The 18,874-nt window shown below is 61.3% G+C and carries 17 protein-coding genes; 11 read left to right on the forward strand and 6 right to left on the reverse strand.

What is annotated here, in order from left to right; all coding sequences use genetic code 11:
- The first annotated feature begins 15 nt into the window (after positions 1-15).
- The 3 genes from ROSMUC_RS19780 to ROSMUC_RS19790 all read left to right on the forward strand — a co-directional run bounded on the left by ROSMUC_RS19780 (position 16) and on the right by ROSMUC_RS19790 (position 2,528).
- Positions 16-930, forward strand: a complete 915-nt coding sequence (locus tag ROSMUC_RS19780; protein WP_037276565.1) for a sulfite exporter TauE/SafE family protein — start codon at positions 16-18, stop codon at positions 928-930.
- Positions 930-1,688 (forward strand): TIGR02186 family protein, encoded by a 759-nt coding sequence (locus tag ROSMUC_RS19785; protein WP_206018491.1) that lies wholly within the window; start codon positions 930-932, stop codon positions 1,686-1,688. The genes ROSMUC_RS19780 and ROSMUC_RS19785 overlap by 1 nt, the downstream gene beginning before the upstream one ends.
- 63 nt (positions 1,689-1,751) lie before the next feature.
- A complete protein-coding gene (locus tag ROSMUC_RS19790; RefSeq protein ID WP_037276569.1) occupies positions 1,752-2,528 on the forward strand; it encodes a transglutaminase-like domain-containing protein in 777 nt (258 codons plus the stop codon).
- Positions 2,529-2,532: 4 nt separating this feature from the next.
- Here ROSMUC_RS19790 and ROSMUC_RS19795 read toward each other — a convergent pair whose 3' ends face one another.
- Positions 2,533-3,252, reverse strand: a complete 720-nt coding sequence (locus ROSMUC_RS19795; protein ID WP_037276570.1) for an SDR family oxidoreductase — start codon at positions 3,250-3,252, stop codon at positions 2,533-2,535.
- The gene (locus ROSMUC_RS19800) at positions 3,249-4,778 is read right to left on the reverse strand and encodes an AAA family ATPase (RefSeq protein WP_037276572.1); all 1,530 of its coding nucleotides are present in this window, start codon (positions 4,776-4,778) and stop codon (positions 3,249-3,251) included. Before ROSMUC_RS19800 ends, ROSMUC_RS19795 begins: the two co-directional genes overlap by 4 nt.
- Positions 4,779-4,933: 155 nt before the next feature.
- On the opposite strand from ROSMUC_RS19800, the gene ROSMUC_RS19805 reads away from it, so the two are divergent.
- A complete protein-coding gene (locus ROSMUC_RS19805; protein WP_037276889.1) occupies positions 4,934-5,743 on the forward strand; it encodes a division plane positioning ATPase MipZ in 810 nt (269 codons plus the stop codon).
- Between the two features lie 15 nt (positions 5,744-5,758).
- On the opposite strand, the gene serB is transcribed toward ROSMUC_RS19805, so the two are convergent.
- Entirely contained in the window at positions 5,759-6,628 is an 870-nt protein-coding gene (gene serB / locus ROSMUC_RS19810) for a phosphoserine phosphatase SerB (protein WP_037276574.1), read from the reverse strand.
- Positions 6,629-6,786: 158 nt separating this feature from the next.
- Here serB and ROSMUC_RS19815 point away from each other — a divergent pair, with 158 nt between their 5' ends.
- The 6 genes from ROSMUC_RS19815 to ROSMUC_RS19840 all read left to right on the forward strand — a co-directional run bounded on the left by ROSMUC_RS19815 (position 6,787) and on the right by ROSMUC_RS19840 (position 15,005).
- Entirely contained in the window at positions 6,787-7,941 is a 1,155-nt protein-coding gene (locus ROSMUC_RS19815) for a phosphoserine transaminase (RefSeq protein WP_037276575.1), read from the forward strand.
- A gap of 86 nt (positions 7,942-8,027) precedes the next feature.
- Positions 8,028-9,623: a phosphoglycerate dehydrogenase gene (serA, locus tag ROSMUC_RS19820; RefSeq protein ID WP_037276577.1), complete on the forward strand. Its 1,596-nt coding sequence runs from the start codon at positions 8,028-8,030 to the stop codon at positions 9,621-9,623.
- Between the two features lie 214 nt (positions 9,624-9,837).
- A complete protein-coding gene (locus tag ROSMUC_RS19825) occupies positions 9,838-10,719 on the forward strand; it encodes a LysR family transcriptional regulator (protein WP_037276579.1) in 882 nt (293 codons plus the stop codon).
- 51 nt (positions 10,720-10,770) lie between these two features.
- Positions 10,771-11,484 (forward strand): metallophosphoesterase family protein, encoded by a 714-nt coding sequence (locus ROSMUC_RS19830; protein ID WP_037276584.1) that lies wholly within the window; start codon positions 10,771-10,773, stop codon positions 11,482-11,484.
- A 96-nt stretch (positions 11,485-11,580) separates the two neighbouring features.
- Complete coding sequence (locus tag ROSMUC_RS19835; RefSeq protein ID WP_037276585.1) at positions 11,581-12,756, forward strand: acetyl-CoA C-acyltransferase family protein; 1,176 nt, start codon at positions 11,581-11,583, stop codon at positions 12,754-12,756.
- Positions 12,757-12,842: 86 nt separating this feature from the next.
- Positions 12,843-15,005, forward strand: a complete 2,163-nt coding sequence (locus tag ROSMUC_RS19840) for a response regulator (RefSeq protein ID WP_037276586.1) — start codon at positions 12,843-12,845, stop codon at positions 15,003-15,005.
- On the opposite strand, the gene yaaA is transcribed toward ROSMUC_RS19840, so the two are convergent.
- The 3 genes from yaaA to ROSMUC_RS19855 form a co-directional block, all read right to left on the reverse strand.
- Complete coding sequence (gene yaaA, locus ROSMUC_RS19845) at positions 14,990-15,754, reverse strand: peroxide stress protein YaaA (RefSeq protein WP_037276589.1); 765 nt, start codon at positions 15,752-15,754, stop codon at positions 14,990-14,992. The genes ROSMUC_RS19840 and yaaA overlap by 16 nt on opposite strands.
- 32 nt (positions 15,755-15,786) lie before the next feature.
- Positions 15,787-17,823, reverse strand: coding sequence for a DNA helicase RecQ (gene recQ / locus ROSMUC_RS19850; protein ID WP_037276591.1), 2,037 nt, complete (start codon positions 17,821-17,823; stop codon positions 15,787-15,789).
- 79 nt (positions 17,824-17,902) lie between these two features.
- On the reverse strand, positions 17,903-18,190 hold the full coding sequence (locus ROSMUC_RS19855) for a YggT family protein (RefSeq protein WP_037276593.1): 288 nt from the start codon (positions 18,188-18,190) through the stop codon (positions 17,903-17,905).
- 128 nt (positions 18,191-18,318) lie between these two features.
- On the opposite strand from ROSMUC_RS19855, the gene ROSMUC_RS19860 reads away from it, so the two are divergent.
- Positions 18,319-18,864, forward strand: a complete 546-nt coding sequence (locus ROSMUC_RS19860; RefSeq protein ID WP_037276595.1) for an acyl-CoA thioesterase — start codon at positions 18,319-18,321, stop codon at positions 18,862-18,864.
- The last annotated feature ends 10 nt before the right edge of the window (positions 18,865-18,874 follow it).

Genomic DNA, 18,874 nt, shown 5'->3' on the forward strand with positions numbered 1-18,874 from the left:
GGGCTAGGAATTGCCATGCAGATTTACCTCCCCATAGCCGAGGTGTCGGTCAACGCCTTTCTCCTTTTGGGGCTGGGCGGTCTTGTGGGGATTCTCTCGGGCATGTTCGGGGTGGGCGGAGGTTTCATTCTCACGCCACTTCTGTTTCTTGTCGGTATCCCGCCTGCTGTTGCGGTGGCCACGGGGGCCAATCAGATCATGGCCGCCTCCTTTTCTGCTGTGCTGGCACATTTCAGGCGCAAGACTGTAGATCTCGAGATGGGAACAGTGCTGCTCATAGGCGGCCTTATCGGGGCCGCCCTCGGGGTGATGGTGTTCAACTATCTCAAGTCATTGGGCCAGGTCGATCTGCTGGTCACTCTGTGCTATGTGGTCTTTCTGGGCGTCATCGGCGGCATGATGTTTTTCGAGAGCCTGCGCGCCATCCGCAACACCCGGCGCGGTGTGCCCCCCAAGCGCAAGAAGCACGGCTGGGTGCATCGCCTGCCGTTCAAGATGCGGTTTCGGACCAGCGGCCTCTATATCTCGGTGATCCCGCCGCTTCTGGTGGGGACCAGCGTGGGTGTTCTGGCCGCGATCATGGGTGTCGGTGGCGGGTTCATCATGGTGCCCGCGATGATCTATATCCTGGGAATGCCGACCAAAGTGGTCGTGGGCACCTCGCTCTTTCAGATCATATTCGTGACGGCCTTTACCACGCTCCTGCATGCGACGACCAATTACACGGTGGATATTGCACTCGCTGTGCTCTTGCTGGTGGGGGGCGTGATCGGCGCGCAGTTTGGCACGTCGATCGGTACCCGGATGAAGGCCGAGCAATTGCGCATCCTCCTTGCGATCATGGTTCTCGCGGTCTGTGGCAAGCTGGCCTTGGATCTCTTGATCACGCCATCGGAACTCTACTCGCTTGGTGCGGGCGAGGGCGCATGATGCTCTGGCGTCTGGTGCTCTTGCTTTGCTTTGCCGCCCTGCCACTCCGCGCCGAAGAGGTTGTATTGGGCTTGAGCAAGGACAAGGTCGCCATCACCGCTACCTTTGAGGGTTCCGAGATCCTGATCTTTGGCGCGGTCAAGCGGGAAGAGCCGATTCCCGATGTTCCGCTGGATGTCGTGATCGCCGTCGCAGGGCCGTCAGAGCCCGTCACCGTGCGGCGCAAGGACCGTCGCTTTGGAATCTGGGTCAATACCGATGTGGTTGTTCTTGATTCTGCGCCCAGTTTTTATGCCGTGGCAACGACGGGCCCGCTGGACAAGGTCATGTCCGATACCGAGGATTTGCGGCATCGCGTGTCGATCCCGCGTGCGATCCGATCCGTTGGTGCGGCCAGCATGGCCGAGGATGCCGAGCGGTTCACGGACGCCCTGATCCGCATCCGGCGTGATCAAGGGGCCTATGCCATGCGCGAAGGCGCTGTGGTGCTGGATCAAGAAACGCTCTTTCGCGGCGCGATCCAACTCCCGGCCAATCTGACCGAAGGTGAGTATCTGACCCGGATATTCCTGACCCGAGAGGGGCGCGTGGTGTCACAACTTGAGACAGTGATCGACGTCCAGAAAGTGGGGTTGGAACGCTGGCTCTACACCCTGTCGCGTCAGCAACCGCTGGTCTATGGCCTGATGTCACTGGCCATTGCCATCGCAGCAGGCTGGGGCGCGTCGGCGGCGTTTCAAGCGATGCGGCGCGGCTGATGCTGACGTGGGCCGCGTGCCCTGCCGCCCATGCCCAAACCCTTTGACCACGATAGAGAGCCTATGCGCCTGAACATCGACGTGACCATGGATTATCAACTGACAGGGCATGACACCGTGCTCCTGACGCTGGAGGCGGCCCAGACCGATGGGCAAGTCGTGATCGAAAGCAAGCTCGAGGTTGAGGGTGCCGATCTGCGTTGGATCGATGTCGAGGGTATGCCGGGGCGGCGGGTTTGGGCGCATGTGACCAGCGACCGGATGAAGCTGCGGTATCGGGCCTTGGTAGAGGTGACGCGCGCGGGGGCAGCGTTAGAGCGGCTTGCAGGCACGCCGATGCGCGACCTGCCCGGCGACGTGGTCAGCTACCTGCGTCCCTCTAGGTTTTGCCAATCCGATCTCTTGACCGAATTTGCGGCGCAGCAGTTTCGCGGGTTGGACGGTGGCGCGCGTATTGCGGCGATTATGGACTGGGCCCGGTCCGAGATCAGCTATGTGCCCGGCTCATCCAGTGCCACAACTTCAGCGGTGGACAGTTTCGTCGCCCGCCGGGGCGTGTGCCGTGACTACGCCCACCTCGTCTGCAGCCTGGCACGCGCGGGCAATATTCCGGCGCGCTACACCTCGGTCTATGGGGCTGACGTGGACCCGCCGGATTTTCACGCGGTGGCCGAGGTGTGGCTTGAGGGGGCGTGGCACCTTGTCGATGCCACCGGCATGAGCCACGCCGCCGACATGGTGGTGATCGGCTCGGGTCGGGACGCAAGCGATGTTGCCTTTATGGAAACCGAAGATTGGGCGCGCCCACTCTGGCAAAAGGTCGACGTGCGGCGGATGTGATCCTTTAACCTCGCCCGATATAGGGCATCTTCGTCGCCATCAGCGTCATGAACTGCACATTCGCCTCGAGCGGTAACTCTGCCATGTGCAGCACCGATGCGCCCACATGCGCGACGTCCATCGTGGGAGGGGGTGCATCAGGATTTGCGGCGATGATCCCTTCCAGCAATTCGGTGCGGGCGTTGCCGATGTCGATCTGGCTGCAAGCGATGTCATAGGGGCGGCCATCAAGGCTGAGTGTCTTGGTCAAGCCGGTGATTGCATGTTTGGTGGTGGTATAGGCCACCGAACCGGGGCGCGGCGCATGTGCGGAAATCGAGCCATTGTTGATGATCCGCCCCCCCATCGGGGATTGATTGCGCATTTGGGCAAAGGCCGCGCGGGCACAGAGAAACATGCCATTCAGATTCACATCCACGACCCGGCGCCACTCCTCAAAGCTCAACTCGTCGATCATCGCGGCGCGACCAAAACTGCCGGCGTTGTTGAAGAGCACGTCAAGCCGACCGGCGCGGGCGATGAAATCCTCGAACACCCGCACCACATCGCCAGGGTCCGTGACATCGCCCGGCAGGATCACGGCGTTTTCATACCCGTTGGCCACCGCCTCGAGCGCCTCGGCGCGTCGCGCCATCAGCCCCACATGCCATCCAGCCTCCAGAAAGGCACGCGCGCAGGCGGCCCCGATACCGGCGCTTGCCCCGGTGATCAGCACGGTTTTCATGTCTCATCCTCCTGTTCGAGTTGCAGAGGTGCAGGCCCTCCGCGCAAATCATCGACCGTGAGCGGTGCCGTCGGTTTGGACAGTCGGTTGCGCACGATCCAGTGCAGGCGCTCTTCGGCGCGGGTGATCGCAACATAGGCCAGCCTTTTCCAGAGGGGTTGGCCCGCCTCTGACCGGCCCATCTGCGCGGCGGCATAGATGTCCGGGGCGAACACCTGTACATCGGACCATTGGCTTCCTTGCGCCTTGTGGATTGTCACTGCTGCGCCATGCAAAAAGGTGGCCCCCATGTTTGCGGCAAAGGGGATGAACGGCTCTTCCTCATCTGGCTTTTCGATCTTGACGATGGAAGCGGCCGAGATTTGCGGGTCTTCGGCCCCGATCACATGCAGACGCGAAAAGCCTGGTTTGCGCCCCGGCCCAAGGTAAACCACCTGCGCCCCCTTGATCAGCCCGCGCGCCTCGAGATCAAGCCGCTTCTTTCGATGCTTGAGCGGCAGTTCGATTCCGTCGCAGATCAGCGGCTCGCCTGCCAAGAGCGCGGTTTCGGGCGCGCCATGCACGGCACGAAAGGCATTGATCAGGCGGATGCGCGTGGCATTGCGCCAGACCAGAACCGGTGATCGCGCCATCAGATCGACCTCAACCCGCTCGGCCCATCTTACCCGCTCATCCTTTCGCGCTGCGTCCTCGATCATCCGCTCGAAATGGTGAAATTCCAGCGCAGGATCGGCGAGGGCGTGGGCCAGATCAAGGATCGGGTTATCCGCGTCCTGCCGATGAATACGGCTTAGCTCCAGCCGCGCAGGGGCGGGCAAGGTTTCAAACACCATCCCGCCCGTAGATTTGACAGGCGGCAATTGTGCCGGATCGCCAAAGAGCAGAAGGGTCGGGAAAATCTCTTGCAGGTCTTCGAACTGCTGTGCGTCAAGCATGCTTGCTTCATCGACAAAGCCAATATCCAGCGGCTCTTCACGGCGCTTCCAGCCGGTGATGAAATCCGACCCGCGCAGGCCAGCCGCCGCGAGCGCGCCGGGAATGGATTTGTTGCTCTGATAAAACGCAAAGGCTCGGTCGAGCGCCAGATCTGTCAACCCCTCGATCTCGGGGCGTTCACCCTGACCGGCCAGCCATTCGGCGATCTTCTCATACTCCGGGTGATAGACTGGGGTGTAGAGGATGCGGTGGATGGTGGTGGCCGGCACGCCACGCATGCGCAATACGCTCGCCGCCTTGTTGGTGGGGGCAAGAATGGCCAGGGTGCGTTTGTCCCGGCGTTTGCGGCTTTCGTAATCGCCCGAAACAATCTCGACGCCGGCCTCCTCCAGCGCGCGGTAGAGGGCCGCCAAGAGCAGCGTCTTGCCAGATCCCGCCTTGCCGGTAACAGCCAGAACCACACGCTTGCCTTCGCGTGGCGGTGTCAACATAACGGTGTCGATATCCACGCCAACACCGCGCAGCGCCGCGGCGATACGGTCATGCGCCTCGGCCTGATCGGGCGAATAGGTCAGTGCAGTTTGCGTCATGGCGCGACCCTAGCCTTGGTGTGCGGCAGGTGCCAGAGCCAAAGGCGCTTGACCAGCCGGGGCGCACTTCCCTATTGCAGCGCAGCCGGGTAATGTCCGGCAAAAAGACCGGGGGCGGCAATGATCCGCACCTCGCGACCAAGGGGAAATGGACAATGGCGCATATCATCGTCGTCGGCAATGAAAAGGGCGGCGCGGGCAAATCGACCGTGTCGATGCATGTGGCGACGGCTCTGGCCCGGATGGGCCACAAGACCAGCGCGCTTGATCTCGATTTGCGCCAGCGTACCTTTGGTCGCTACGCCGAAAACCGCGCCAAGTTCATGGCGACGTCGGGCCTCGATCTGCCCAGCCCACGGTATCACGAATTGCCCGAAGTGGCTGCGGATCAGCTCAAGCCGGGCGAGAATGTCTATGACCGGCGCCTTTCGGCGGCGGTGGCGGAACTGGAGGCGGACAGCGATTTCATCGTGATCGACTGCCCAGGTTCGCACACCCGACTGAGCCAGGTGGCCCATAGCCTCGCCGATACGCTGGTCACACCGCTCAACGATAGCTTCATCGACTTTGACCTGTTGGCCCGGATCGACAGCGACGGCAAAAAGATCCTTGGTCCCTCGGTCTATTCCGAAATGGTCTGGAGCGCGCGACAACTGCGAGCGCAAGCCGGATTGCGCGCGATTGACTGGGTCGTGGTGCGCAACCGTCTTGGCGCGCAACAGATGGTCAACAAGAAGAAGATGGGCGATGCCGTCGATAAACTTGCCAAGCGGATCGGTTTTCGCGTGGCACCGGGGTTCAACGAGCGGGTGATCTTTCGCGAATTGTTCCCGCGCGGCCTGACCCTGCTCGACCTCAAGGATATTGGCGTGAAGGGTCTCAATATCTCGAACATCGCCGCGCGTCAGGAATTGCGCGAATTGATCAAGGCGCTGAACCTGCCGGGTGTGACCGCCAATTTTTAACCCTCTACATGGGTCTCAGGTCACGAACTGATCCCGCGCATAGCCTTGGATGTATAGGAGCGCCGTCAGATCTCCGTGATTGATGCGGATGTCGCATTGGGCGGCAACGCTTGGCTTGGCATGAAGCGCCACGCCCGCGCCCGCACGGCCCAGCATGCCAAGATCATTGGCCCCATCCCCGACCGCGAGAACGTCGGTTTCTGTGATCCCCAGCCGTGCGCTGATCTCTTTCAGCGCTTGCACCTTGGCCGCGCGCCCCAGAATGGGGCGGGCAACGTCGCCAAGAAGACGCCCATTCTCGGCCAGAAGCGTGTTGGCGCGGTTCTCGTCAAATCCAAGATGTGCTGCAACAGAGGCTGTGAACGCGGTGAACCCGCCCGAGACCAGCGCGCAATAGGCACCGTTGGCCCGCATCGTGGCCACCAAGGCATCGCCGCCCGGCATATAGGTAATCCGGCTGGACAGAACCTCTCCGATCACCGTTTCGGGCAAATCCCTTAGCAGCGCCACACGTTCGATCAGCGCGCCCTCAAAATCCAGTTCGCCATTCATCGCCCGCGCGGTGATGGCGCGGACATGCGCGCCCACACCCGCAACCTCGGCCAGCTCGTCGATACATTCCTGCTGGATCATGGTGCTGTCCATGTCGGCGAGCAGCATCTTCTTGCGCCGTCCCTCGGTGGGCTGAACCACCAGATCAACGCCTTGGTTTTGCAACTCGGCCCAGACCTCCCACCGGTTGCCAGGCACATGCGCCATGTCAAATTCCGCTGCTTCATCAGGGGCCAGCCATTGCACCGCGCCGCCGCCCCAGGCGTTGCGCAACGCCTCGGCCAGAGCGGGTTGCAGCGCGCCGGGTGCGGCGATCAAGGTGGTGGTGAACATGGGGCAAGTTTCCGATCGTAGGCGCGCGGTGTCGCAATTTCTCACTCAAGCGGCGTTCTAGCGTCATTTCTGCGCTTGCGAAAGACCCCGGTTGCCCGTAATCCGGTCCGTGGGACACCCCTCCCCAACGAGGGGCGCTTATCTGAGAGGGTAGCTAAATGGCTATTGAAGCACCGGCGACGCGGCCGGCAAATCCGCGTTTTTCCTCTGGCCCCTGTGCCAAGATCCCCACATTCACGCTCGACATGCTATCTGACGCCCCTCTGGGCCGCAGCCACCGTGCTGCTGTGGGCAAGGCCAAGCTAAAGGCCGCAATCGAGAACACGCGCGCCATTCTGGGCGTGCCTGCCGAGTACAAGATCGGCATCGTGCCCGCCTCTGACACCGGCGCCGTGGAAATGGCGATGTGGAGCCTTCTGGGCGCGCGCCCGGTCGAGATGCTGGCGTGGGAGAGTTTCGGCGCAGGCTGGGTCTCGGACGTGGTCAAGCAACTCAAGCTCGACGCGGTGGTCAAGACCGCCGAATATGGGCAGATCGTCGATCTTTCCTCGGTCGATACCGACAAGGATGTTGTCTTTACCTGGAACGGCACCACCTCTGGCGTGCGCGTGCCGAATGGCGACTGGATCAAGGCGGATCGTAAGGGTCTGACGATCTGTGACGCAACCAGCGCGGCCTTTGCGCAGGATCTGCCGTGGGACAAGCTCGATGTGACGACGTTCTCTTGGCAAAAGGTGCTGGGGGGCGAGGCGGCGCATGGTATGCTGATCCTTAGCCCGCGCGCGGTGGAGCGGCTCGAAAGCTATACCCCCGCATGGCCCCTGCCCAAGATCTTCCGCCTGACCAAGGGTGGCAAGCTGATCGACGGTATCTTTGTCGGCGAGACCATCAACACGCCTTCGATGCTGGCGGTCGAGGATTACCTTGTTGCGCTCGATTGGGCGGCTTCTGTGGGCGGCATGGCCGGTCTGCAAGCGCGCGCCAATGCCAATCTGGCGGCGGTCGAGGAATTCGTGGCGCAGAATGATTGGCTGGCGTTTCTCGCGGCTGATCCGGCGATCCGCTCGAATACATCGGTGTGTTTGACCTTTGAGGATGCCCGGATCACCGATGGCGCCGCGTTCGCCAAGGCGGTTGCCAAGCGGCTGGAAACAGCGGGTGTGGCTTATGACATCGGTGCCTATCGAGATGCGCCCGCTGGTCTGCGCATCTGGTGTGGTGGCACGATCGAGACCGCTGATGTCGCGGCCCTCATGCCGTGGATCAAATGGGCGTTCGAGACCGAGATCGCAGCGCTGTCCGTATCAGCCTGATCCCGATTTCTTGAAAAAAAAGCGGCCCGGAGTCTTTCAAAGACTCCGGGCCCCTCCCCCAAAGTTTTCATAAAAGGACCAGACAGATGGCCCCCAAGGTTCTCGTATCCGACAAACTCTCTGAAACCGCCGTCCAGATCTTTCGTGATCGGGGCATCGAGGTGGATTTTCGCCCGGAACTGGGCAAGGACAAGGAAAAACTCGCCGAGGTGATCGGTGACTATGATGGCCTCGCCATCCGCTCCGCGACCAAGGTCACGGAGAAGATCCTTGCCAATGCCCATAAACTCAAGGTGATTGCGCGGGCCGGGATCGGCACCGACAACATCGACAAGGAAGCCGCCTCGAAGAAGGGCGTGATCGTGATGAACACGCCCTTTGGCAACATGATCACGACCGCCGAGCACGCGATTGCGATGATGTTCGCCGTCGCACGCCAACTGCCCGAGGCCTCTGTCTCGACCCATGCTGGCAAATGGGAAAAGAACGCGTTCATGGGCGTTGAGCTTTTCAACAAGACCCTTGGGGTGATTGGCGCAGGCAATATCGGTGGCATCGTCTGTGACCGGGCGCGCGGCCTCAAGATGAAGGTGATCGCCTACGATCCCTTCCTTGGTCAGGAAAAGGCCGACAAGATGGGCGTGGAAAAGGTCGAGCTTGAGGAATTGCTTAAGCGGTCCGATTTCATCACGCTGCATGTGCCGTTGACCGATCAGACCCGTAATATCCTCAGCCGCGAAAACCTGGAGAAAACCAAGAAGGGCGTGCGCATCATCAACTGCGCGCGTGGCGGTCTGGTGGATGAGCAGGCGCTCGCGGACCTCCTGAAATCCGGCCATGTTGCGGGCGCGGGCTTTGATGTGTTCACCGAGGAACCGGCGGTGAAAAACCCGCTCTTTGGCCTGCCTAATGTGGTCTGCACGCCGCATCTTGGGGCTGCCACGACAGAGGCGCAGGAAAATGTTGCCTTGCAGGTGGCGGAACAGATGTCCGATTACCTTCTGACCGGGGCTGTCACCAATGCCCTCAACATGCCGTCGGTCACGGCAGAAGAGGCCAAGGTGATGGGGCCGTGGATCAAGCTGGCGGATCATTTGGGCAACTTCATCGGTCAGATGACCGATGAGCCGATCAAGGCGATCAACATCCTTTATGACGGTGTCGTTTCCGAGATGAACCTGGGCGCGCTCACCTCTGCGGCTGTGGCGGGGATCATGAAATCGGTGAACCCTGAGGTTAACATGGTCTCAGCCCCTGTTGTGGCCAAGGAGCGTGGTGTCAAGATCAGCACCACCAAGCAGGACAAATCAGGTGCCTTTGAAGGTTATGTCAAGATTACCGTAGTCACAGACAAGCGCGAGCGCTCGATTGGCGGTACGGTGTTCTCCGATGGCAAGCCGCGTTTCATCCAGATCAAGGGGATCAACATCGACGCCGAAATCGGTCGTCACATGCTCTATACCACCAACGAGGATGTGCCAGGCATTATTGGTACGCTTGGTCAGACGATGGGCGATCATGGCGTCAATATCGCCAACTTTACCCTCGGGCGCGCCGATGCGGGCGGTGAGGCGATTGCGCTTCTTTATGTTGATGCCCCGGTGCCCTCTGAGGCGATCAAGGCGTTGCATGACACGGGAAAGTTCCAGCAAATTCGCGAGTTGAAATTCGACGTGAGCTGACGCCCCACCCAGACTTGGCTTAGGGCCCTATTTCTACCGATTGACCGCCGTCCTGCATGCGCAGGGCGGCGGCTTTCTGTCTTGCTGAAGTTTTGGGTAAAAATTTCTTGAAAGCGCCTTTCGCCGCTCTAAAACCACTCGGTGCCTGCCTAATTTCTTGGTGTGGGCAATCTTAAGATCAGGAAAATCTGCCAGACAGGCTGTCTTGAACTCGATGGATTTTGCAAAGTTTGACTTGAACCTTTTGCGCGTACTCGACGCGTTGCTTATCACCCGTTCCACGACCATTGCAGCGCAACAGGTGGGCCTTTCCCAGCCAGCCGTGTCTTCGGCCCTTGGGCGGTTGCGACAGGCGTTGAATGATCCTCTTTTTCTGCGTGAAGGACGGCATCTGGTACCAACAGATTATGCGCAATCCCTCGCCCAACCCGTACGGGCCATTCTCGCCGAAGCCGAAGCGCTGCTGGCACGTCCAACGAGCTTTGATTCTGCTCGGTCCGAACGGCATTTCCATATCTTGGGGGCGGAATTCTGGGGTGCGCATCTCTTGCCCGAGCTGATGGCATATCTGGCTTCCGAGGCGCCAGGCGTCACTCTTTTTTGTGCGACAATGCCCGGCGCTGATCCCACTGAAGCGCTTTTGCTCAAGCGCGCTGATATGGCGCTTTGCCCGATGTGCGATCTGCCGGATTGGGCGGCGGCACAGCCGCTCTATCGCGCGGGTCCTATGGTGCTGGCGCGGGCCGATCATCCGCGTTTGGCCGCGGCAGGGATTGCCCCCGGTGACACGCTCTCTCCAGACCTGGTGGCAGAATTGCCGCGTGCGGATTGTGTCGCTGCCCCCGGCAATGGGCACGGGCGGGCGGTGATCACCCTGCCTGATCTGCACACGCTTGCGACCCTCTTGGGGTGCACCCCGCTGGTGTCGATACTGCCCCGGCCCTTGGCCGAGCATCTGGCCGCGCGTCAGGGTCTGGCTGTGTACGCCCTTCCTGAACCAACTCCTGCGACCGAGGTGGCGATGATCTGGCATGTCCGGTCGCAGAACGACCCGGCGCATCGCTGGCTGCGCGAGCGTTTGGCCTGCATCCTGTAACCCTAGTGGGAATCGCTGGACATCCGCCGCGCACAGGGGTTCAACGGCACCATGACTGAAGTGATTTATGCCATTCCCGATATTCACGGGCAGGATGCCCTGCTCGAAGATGCGCTTGACCGGATTGCTCGCGATGGTGGGAAAGACGCGCGGATCATATTTCTTGGCGATCTGGTGGACCGGGGGCCGAATAGCCGGGCCGTGATCGACCGTCTTATGACGGGTCAGGCACAGGGGCGGCCATGGACCGTGCTGCGCGGCAATCACGATCAGATGTTCGTCGATTTTCTGGATAGCGGCGTGATCCAGTCCCCGCATATCCGCTCTGGCCTGTCGTGGTTGCATTACCGCTTGGGTGGGGCCGCGACGCTCGCCTCATACGGGCTCGACGTGAGTGAATACACGACCGAGTGGGAGGCCGCCCGCCGTGCCGTGCCTCAGGCGCATCGTGACTGGCTGACCGCTCTGCCGCTCTGGCAAGAGGCGGGGGAGTTGCTCTTTGTTCATGCCGGAATCCGCCCCGGCCTCAGCCTGCCCGCCCAAGACCCTGCCGACCTGATGTGGATCAGGGACGGATTTCTGGATTACGAGGCCCCGCATCCCTGGCTCGTGGTTCATGGTCACACCGCGCTCGAGATGCCCACTCATTTCGGCAACCGTATTGATCTGGACGGGGGGGCCGCCTATGGGCGTCCGCTTTGGCCAGCGGTGTTCGAGGGGCGCGATGCCTGGCTCTTGACGGAGACGGGCCGAATCCCTCTCTGATTGGGGCATGTCTAGCCTCTGACGACACGTCCCCGTTGCCATGGGGGCGCCCCTGCCGCTAGGCTCGTGCCAAAGCAACCCGGGGGGAGGATACCCATGACTGACATCGTGATTCTGGACGGATGCCGCACAGCGATTGGCACTTTCGGTGGAGCGCTTGCGGGCACGCCGCCCACCGCTCTCGGGGCCATCGTGGCGCGTGAGGCGCTTGCCCGGGCTGGGGTTGAGGGCGGGCAAATCGGTCACGTGGTGTTTGGCCATGTCATCAATACCGAACCGCGCGATATGTATGTCAGCCGTGTGGCGGCGATGGAGGCGGGCATCCCGGACACGGCACCGGCGATGAACGTCAACCGGCTCTGCGGTTCTGGTGCGCAGGCGATTGTTTCGGTGGTGCAGTCCCTTATGCTGGGCGATGCCGATTTCGGTCTTGCAGGCGGGTCCGAGAATATGAGCCGCTCGCCCTTTATCATCCCCGACCAACGGTGGGGTGCCAAGATGGGTGACGTGAAAACGCTCGACATGATGTTGGGCGCGCTCAACTGTCCTTTTGGCACCGGGCATATGGGCGTCACCGCCGAGAATGTCGCGGCGGAGCATGGGATCAGTCGCGCGGATCAGGATGCCTTTGCGCTAGAGAGTCAGCGACGCGCCGGTGTGGCGATCAGCGAGGGGCGATTCAAATCTCAGATCGTGCCTGTCGAGGTGCGCGTAAAGCGCGATATGGTGGCGTTTGACACCGATGAGCATCCCAAAGCAACCACCGCCGAGGCGCTTGCTGGTCTCAAGACCGTGTTTCAGAAGGATGGCACCGTCACCGCCGGTAATGCGAGCGGCATCAACGATGGCGCTGCCGCCCTTGTTTTGGCGCGTGCCGATGCCGCAGAGGCCGCAGGTCTCAAGCCGCGTGCGCGTATCCTTGGTTATGCCCACGCCGGTGTGCGCCCTCAGGTGATGGGCATTGGCCCGGTGCCTGCGGTGGAAATGCTGCTCAAGCGGATTGGACACGAGGCGTCCGATTTTGACGTGATCGAATCCAACGAAGCTTTTGCGGCCCAAGCACTTGCGGTCAACAAGGGGCTTGGCCTTGATCCCGCCCGTGTCAATCCCAATGGCGGCGCGATCGCGCTTGGCCATCCGGTTGGGGCAACCGGAGCGATCCTGACGGTCAAAGCGCTCTATGAGCTGGAGCGGACCGGGGGCAAGCGTGCGATCATCACCATGTGCATTGGTGGTGGTCAGGGGATTGCTCTCGCGATCGAGCGTCTCTGAGCGGGTATTTCCAGCGGCCTTAACCACTTGTTCACGACGATGCCGGATGGTGACACGATCACGATCCGGCATGTCGGAGAACGGGCATGAGCCTTGCGAACAAACTGGCAGAAGAACGGCGCGCCAGACTGGCCGCAGAGCGGCTATTGGAACAGAAACAGGCCGAATTACAGGCCGCCAATCGCAAGCTGGGCAAGCATGCATTGGCCCTCTCGCACGAGATTCATGAGACACGGGCAGAGGTTCAGACCGTCCGAGACGAGAACCAGCGTGTCAAATCCGATCTGAACGTCGCCTATCAAAAGGTCGAGATTGCCGAGCGCCGCCTCTGGCATTCGATCGAGACCATTCAGGACGGTTTTGCCTTTTTCGACGCCGATAGCCGTATGATCGCGGCCAACAATGCCTATCTTGCGGTTTTTGACGGGTTGGAGGCGGTCAAGCCCGGTGTCAGCTACATCGAGATCCTGCAATTCATCACTGAAGAGGGAATCGTCAACATCGGCGGGTTGAAACCGCATGAATGGCGCGAGAAGATGCTGGACCGCTGGCAAAGCACGCAACCTGAGCCAGAAGTGATCCGCCTCTGGAATGGCCAGTATATCAAGCTGATCGATCAGCGCGGACATGGCGGCGATGTCGTAAGTCTTGCCCTCAACATCACCGATACGATTCGCTATGAAAAAGAGCTCAAGGATGCCCGCCGTCGTGCGGAGGCCGCGAACCGGGCGAAATCATCCTTTCTCGCCAATATGAGTCATGAAATCCGCACGCCGATGAACGGCGTTGTCGGCATGGCAGAACTGTTGATGGAAACCGAGCTGACCGAAGAACAGCGGCTCTTTACCTCGACCATCAAGAACTCTGGCGAGGCGCTCCTGGTGATCATCAATGATGTGCTGGACTACTCCAAGATCGAGGCTGAAAAGCTGGTTCTGCACGCCGAACCCTTTGACCTGGAACGATGTATTCACGAGCTGGTGACGCTGATGCAGGTCAATGCCCGTGATAAGGGGCTGGAGTTGCTGGTGGATTACGATCTCTTCCTGCCGACGCGGTTCGTGGGTGATCCAGGACGTATCCGGCAGATCATGACCAACCTTCTCGGCAATGCGGTGAAATTCACCGAAACGGGTCATGTTCTGGTGCGGGTGACGGGCCTGCATCCTGATGCCGAGGGGCGAGCGAGCATTCATGTCACAGTCGAGGATACCGGGATCGGGATTCCGCTGGACAAGATTGACCACATATTTGGTGAGTTCAATCAGGTCGACGACGAACGCAACCGCAAGTTCGAGGGCACGGGTCTTGGCCTTGCCATCTCGCAAAAGCTGATCCGGATGATGGGTGGCAAGATCTGGGTCGAGTCCGAGCAGGGCAAAGGGTCGATCTTTGGGTTTTCGGTTTCTTTGCCACTGGCAGAGATTGTCGAGGTCGACGTGCCCAACCTGATCAACGGCCCGTGCAGGGCGCTGATCGTCGAGCCGCAGACAGCCAGCCGCGCCATTCTGGAGCGGCAATTGGACCAGTTGGGGATCACGGCGGTCTCTTGCCAGAGCGCGGCAGAGGCCTTGGCGCAGGTGGGCGCGGGGTTTGATCTGGTGGTCAGCGATCACAACTTGGCCGGGATGGATGGGTTGGAGCTTGCCGAGGCGCTGCGCGACGCGGGGCACGACATACCCTTTCTGCTGCTTAGTTCGAACACCGGCTATGCCGAACAGGATCCGGCGCGCGCCCATGTGCAGGCGGTGTTGCAAAAGCCTGTGGCGCGGCAGGATCTCTTTGCTGCCCTGGCTGCCGTGATGCCCCCTGTCACCGCGCCCGACCGCGCGATGCGGGTGCTGGCGGCTGAGGATAACCGCACCAATCGGCTGGTCTTTTCCAACATGGTCAAGGGGTTGGACATCGAGCTGATCTTTGCCGAGAATGGTTCCGAGGCGGTTGACCTCTTTCGTTCTCTGGCACCAGACGTGATTTTCATGGATATTTCGATGCCCAAGATGGACGGCAAAGAGGCCACGCGCGCCATTCGCGCGCTTGAGGCGCAAAGCGGTGGCCACGTTCCCATCGTGGCAATGACGGCCCATGCGATGACCGGGGATGACACGGACATCATGGCGGCCGGTCTTGATCATTATCTGACCAAACCGCTGCGCAAGGAGATGATCCTTGGCCATATCCGCGCGGCCTGTCCCAGTGGCGCACGTGCGCCCGACGGCGTGGCCCGCTCGGTTCAGGCGGTCGGATGATCGCGCAGGAACGCCGGCTGATCGGGTTTCGACAGGCTGGCCTCATGGCGATAGCCGCCGCTGTCAAAATCCAGAATGGCGTCGGGATCCGTCAGGCGGTTCTGGATGATGAAGCGTGCCATCGCGCCCCGCGCCCGCTTGGCGTAAAAGCTGACGATCTTTGGCGTGCCCGCCTTTTCCTCCATGAACACCGGCGTGACCACACGAAGGCGCAGCGCCTTGCGGTCAACCGCGCCGAAATATTCCTGACTGGCGCAATTGATCAGCGTGTCGGTCCGGAGCGTTTCCGCCTGCGCATTCAGTGCCTCTGAGATCTGCGCGCCCCAATAGTCATAGAGCGTTTTGCCGCGCGCGGTCTTCAGCCGGCTGCCCATTTCAAGACGGTAGGGCTGGATCGCATCAAGGGGGCGCAAAAGCCCGTAAAGCCCGGACAGAATGCGGAAATGATCCTGCGCCCAAGACAGTTCGTCCGGGTCCAGTGATCCCGCCTCAAGCCCCTGATACGTGTCACCGGCAAAGGCAAGAGCGGCGGGCTTCTCCTCCATCTGGCCAAACTCGGCAAACCGGTCGGCGTTGAGGCGCGCGAGGTTTTCGCTGATATGCATCAGCTTTTGCAACTCGCCCACGTTCAATCCCTGCGCAACCCGCGCCAGATCCTCGGCCTCCTGGGCAAAGGTGGGGCGCGTCGGCGTGATCCCTTTGACCGGGCTCATGTCGAGTTTCTTGGCTGGGGAGACGACGACAAGCATGTATTGATCCTTTTGACAACGCAGTCTGTGATCTAGGACGCGGCGTGCAGAACGTCCAGAAAGGCGGCGCCAAAACGGTCGGCGTATTTCTCGCCCAAGAGGCGCTGCATCTCTTGCGCGGTGCGGGGTCTCTGGCTGGCCACCTTGGCAAGAAGTGCGGCAGAGCAACTGAGCGGGCGCTCGATGCCTGTCTCGCCCCGGCTCAGGTCGGCCTGCACCTGCATCAGCCGGTCGTAAACTTCGCCTGCGGTGCTGCCTGCCAGCTTGCGGCGGGTCGGATGCACGGTCGCGCTTGCTCCGGTGATCACTTCGAGAAACTCTGCGCCATAGCGCTCCAGCTTCTTGGCGCCGACGCCGCTGATCCGGGCCATCTGGTCCAGCGTTTCAGGCCGGGTTTCAGCCATTTCGATCAGGGTCCGGTCGTTGAAGACGATATAGGCCGGAACGCCCGCCGCCTCTGCCAGCGCGCGGCGCTTGGCCTTGAGCGCCGAGAGAAGCGGCGCATCCTCGTCAGACACGAGCGCACGCACGGCGGGGCGGGGGGTATGGTCGATCGTATCGCGGCGCAGGGTCACGCTCTCTTCACCACGCAGGATCGGGCGGGCAGTTTCCGTCATCACCAGCGCGCCATGCCGCTCGCGGTCAGGACGAATGAGGTCACGCCCCATCATCTGCCGAAACACGCCCTGCCAGCCGCGTTTGTCCATATCGCGCCCGACGCCAAAGGTCGGAAGTGTTTCATGTCCGCGTTGGCGCACCTTGTCGGTCGCGGTGCCTGTCAGAATGTCGATCAGATGGCCAGAACCAAAACTCTCGCCGGTGCGCAGGATCGCCGATAGCGCCTTGCGCACCGCCTCGGTGCCGTCAAAGGTATCGGGTGGGGTATCGCAGAGGTCGCAATTGCCACAAGGCGCGGCGCTCTCGCCGAAATAGCGCAGAAGCGTGGCGCGTCGGCATTCCAATGCCTCGGCCAGACCCAGAAGCGCGTTGAGCCGCCCATGATCGGCCATGCGCCGGTCAGGCGGGGCAAGCCCTTCGTCGATCTGGGTGCGGCGCAGGCGGATGTCGTCGGGGCCAAAGAGCGTGAGCGTTTCGGCAGGGGCACCATCGCGCCCGGCGCGGCCGATCTCCTGATAATAGCCTTCGATGGATTTGGGCAGGTCGGCATGCGCGACCCAGCGGATATCGGGCTTGTCCACGCCCATGCCAAAGGCGACGGTGGCCACCACGATAAGCCCATCCTCGCTGCTGAACCGCCCTTCGACGATACGCCGCGCCTCGGCCTCCATCCCGCCGTGATAGGCGCAGGCGGAATGGCCGGCGTCAGAGAGCGCGCGCGCAAGGGTTTCGGTCTTGGCGCGGGTGCCGCAATAGACGATGCCCGACTGCCCCTTGCGGGCGGCGGCAAACTCCATGATCTGTGCGCGCGGATTGTCCTTTGCGGCAAAGGCCATGTGGATATTGGGCCGGTCAAAACCTTGCAAGAAGGTCTGCGGCGGCTGCCCGTCAAAGAGCTTGTCGACGATCTCGTCGCGGGTTTCGGCATCGGCGGTGGCGGTAAAGGCCGCAAGCGGCACGTTGAGCGCGCGCCTGAGTTCTCCGATGCGCAGGTAATCGGGGCGGAAATCATGGCCCCATTGGCTCACACAATGGGCCTCGTCCACGGCGATGAGGCCTACACCGATGCGGCGCAGCATGCCAAGGGCAGAGCCCGCCGCAAGTCGTTCGGGCGCGATATAAAGAAGGCGCAAACGACCCGCCTCCAGTGCCTGCCAAACCTCGGCCGTCTCTTCGTCGGTATTGCCAGAGGTAAGCGCGCCCGCCTCGACCCCCGCCGCCCTGAGCGCTCGGACTTGATCGCGCATCAAGGCAATGAGGGGGGATATGACCACGGTCACACCCTCGCGCATTAGCGCAGGGATTTGAAAGCACAGGGATTTGCCGCCCCCTGTGGGCATGATAGCCAGCGTGTTGCAGCCGGTGGCGACGGTGTGAATGATCTCTTCCTGCCCGGGACGAAAGGCATCGAATCCGAACACATCGCGCAATAGCGTGGCGGCGCTTGGCATGAGACCCCTGTAAGGTTTGACTATATCTGCTCTTACAAGAGGTTTTTCATACTAAGATTAGGTGAACAAGCCCCGGAAATCAGTAAAACGCCGCGGCGTTGTTGATCAGCACGATTCGCAGGGCATAAACCGCCACCAGAACCACCAGTGGGGCCAGATCAATCCCGGACATGGGCGGAAGTATGCGGCGTACACGGCCATAAATCGGCTCTAGCAGGCGATTGAGGCCATACCAGACCTGCGCCACAAATTGCTGCCGCAGGTTCAGAACCTGGAAATTGATCAGCCAGGACATGATCACATGCGCGATGATGAAGAACCACAGGATGTCGAGAATGAGCATTAGGATCTGGAAAAGCGATTGCATGGGCGGATATCCTCTGGGTCTGGCCGCCTATGACCTATGCAAGCGCGCGCCAAAGCGCAAGCCTGACGCGCGGTCGCGGTTGACGCGCCCCGGCGCGGATGCCAAGCCGCCCGCGAAGGAGACCGAGCATGTATCCCGTTCTGCGCCTGATGTGGCAATTCTACCTGCACCGCAATTCCCCGCGCCTGCCGCTGACGGGGACGCATGTGTCGCACCACATTTGCATGCCTTGGGACATCGACCTGTGGCGAGAGTTGAACAATGGGCGGACGCTGACGATCTTTGATCTGGGACGGATACCACTGGCGGGGCGTGTGGGGCTGATTGGCGCGCTCAAGCGCAATCGCTGGGGTTTGGCGATTGCCGGGGCGAGCGTGCGTTATCGCCGCCGGATCACCATGTTCGAGCGGATCGAAATGCGGTCTCGCCTGCTGTCCTGGGATGATAAATTCGTCTATGTCGAGCAGTCCATGTGGAAAGCATCGGGCGAATGCGCCAACCACATCCTGCTCCGCGCGGCCATCACGGGGCGCGAGGGGATCATCGCGCCGGACCGTGCCGTTGCCGAAATGGGGCAGGACATGCGCGCGCCCGATCTGCCGGACTGGGCCGCAGCCTGGATCGCGGCGGATGCCACACGTCCTTGGCCGCCCATGCCGGACACACAGGAATAGCTTGCGCAAA

It is taken from the genome of Roseovarius mucosus DSM 17069 (assembly GCF_000768555.3).
GTDB classification, from domain to species: domain Bacteria; phylum Pseudomonadota; class Alphaproteobacteria; order Rhodobacterales; family Rhodobacteraceae; genus Roseovarius; species Roseovarius mucosus.

Coding starts and splice junctions, on each gene's coding strand:
- ROSMUC_RS19855 (WP_037276593.1), bottom strand. CDS start 18,190: ATGCAATCGCTTTTCCAGATCCTAATGCTCATTCTCGACATCCTGTGG.
- serA (WP_037276577.1), top strand. CDS start 8,028: ATGGCCCCCAAGGTTCTCGTATCCGACAAACTCTCTGAAACCGCCGTC.
- yaaA (WP_037276589.1), bottom strand. CDS start 15,754: ATGCTTGTCGTCGTCTCCCCAGCCAAGAAACTCGACATGAGCCCGGTC.
- ROSMUC_RS19825 (WP_037276579.1), top strand. CDS start 9,838: ATGGATTTTGCAAAGTTTGACTTGAACCTTTTGCGCGTACTCGACGCG.
- ROSMUC_RS19815 (WP_037276575.1), top strand. CDS start 6,787: ATGGCTATTGAAGCACCGGCGACGCGGCCGGCAAATCCGCGTTTTTCC.
- ROSMUC_RS19860 (WP_037276595.1), top strand. CDS start 18,319: ATGTATCCCGTTCTGCGCCTGATGTGGCAATTCTACCTGCACCGCAAT.
- ROSMUC_RS19795 (WP_037276570.1), bottom strand. CDS start 3,252: ATGAAAACCGTGCTGATCACCGGGGCAAGCGCCGGTATCGGGGCCGCC.
- ROSMUC_RS19800 (WP_037276572.1), bottom strand. CDS start 4,778: ATGACGCAAACTGCACTGACCTATTCGCCCGATCAGGCCGAGGCGCAT.
- ROSMUC_RS19835 (WP_037276585.1), top strand. CDS start 11,581: ATGACTGACATCGTGATTCTGGACGGATGCCGCACAGCGATTGGCACT.
- ROSMUC_RS19780 (WP_037276565.1), top strand. CDS start 16: ATGCAGATTTACCTCCCCATAGCCGAGGTGTCGGTCAACGCCTTTCTC.
- recQ (WP_037276591.1), bottom strand. CDS start 17,823: ATGCCAAGCGCCGCCACGCTATTGCGCGATGTGTTCGGATTCGATGCC.
- ROSMUC_RS19830 (WP_037276584.1), top strand. CDS start 10,771: ATGACTGAAGTGATTTATGCCATTCCCGATATTCACGGGCAGGATGCC.
- ROSMUC_RS19840 (WP_037276586.1), top strand. CDS start 12,843: ATGAGCCTTGCGAACAAACTGGCAGAAGAACGGCGCGCCAGACTGGCC.
- ROSMUC_RS19790 (WP_037276569.1), top strand. CDS start 1,752: ATGCGCCTGAACATCGACGTGACCATGGATTATCAACTGACAGGGCAT.
- ROSMUC_RS19805 (WP_037276889.1), top strand. CDS start 4,934: ATGGCGCATATCATCGTCGTCGGCAATGAAAAGGGCGGCGCGGGCAAA.
- serB (WP_037276574.1), bottom strand. CDS start 6,628: ATGTTCACCACCACCTTGATCGCCGCACCCGGCGCGCTGCAACCCGCT.
- ROSMUC_RS19785 (WP_206018491.1), top strand. CDS start 930: ATGCTCTGGCGTCTGGTGCTCTTGCTTTGCTTTGCCGCCCTGCCACTC.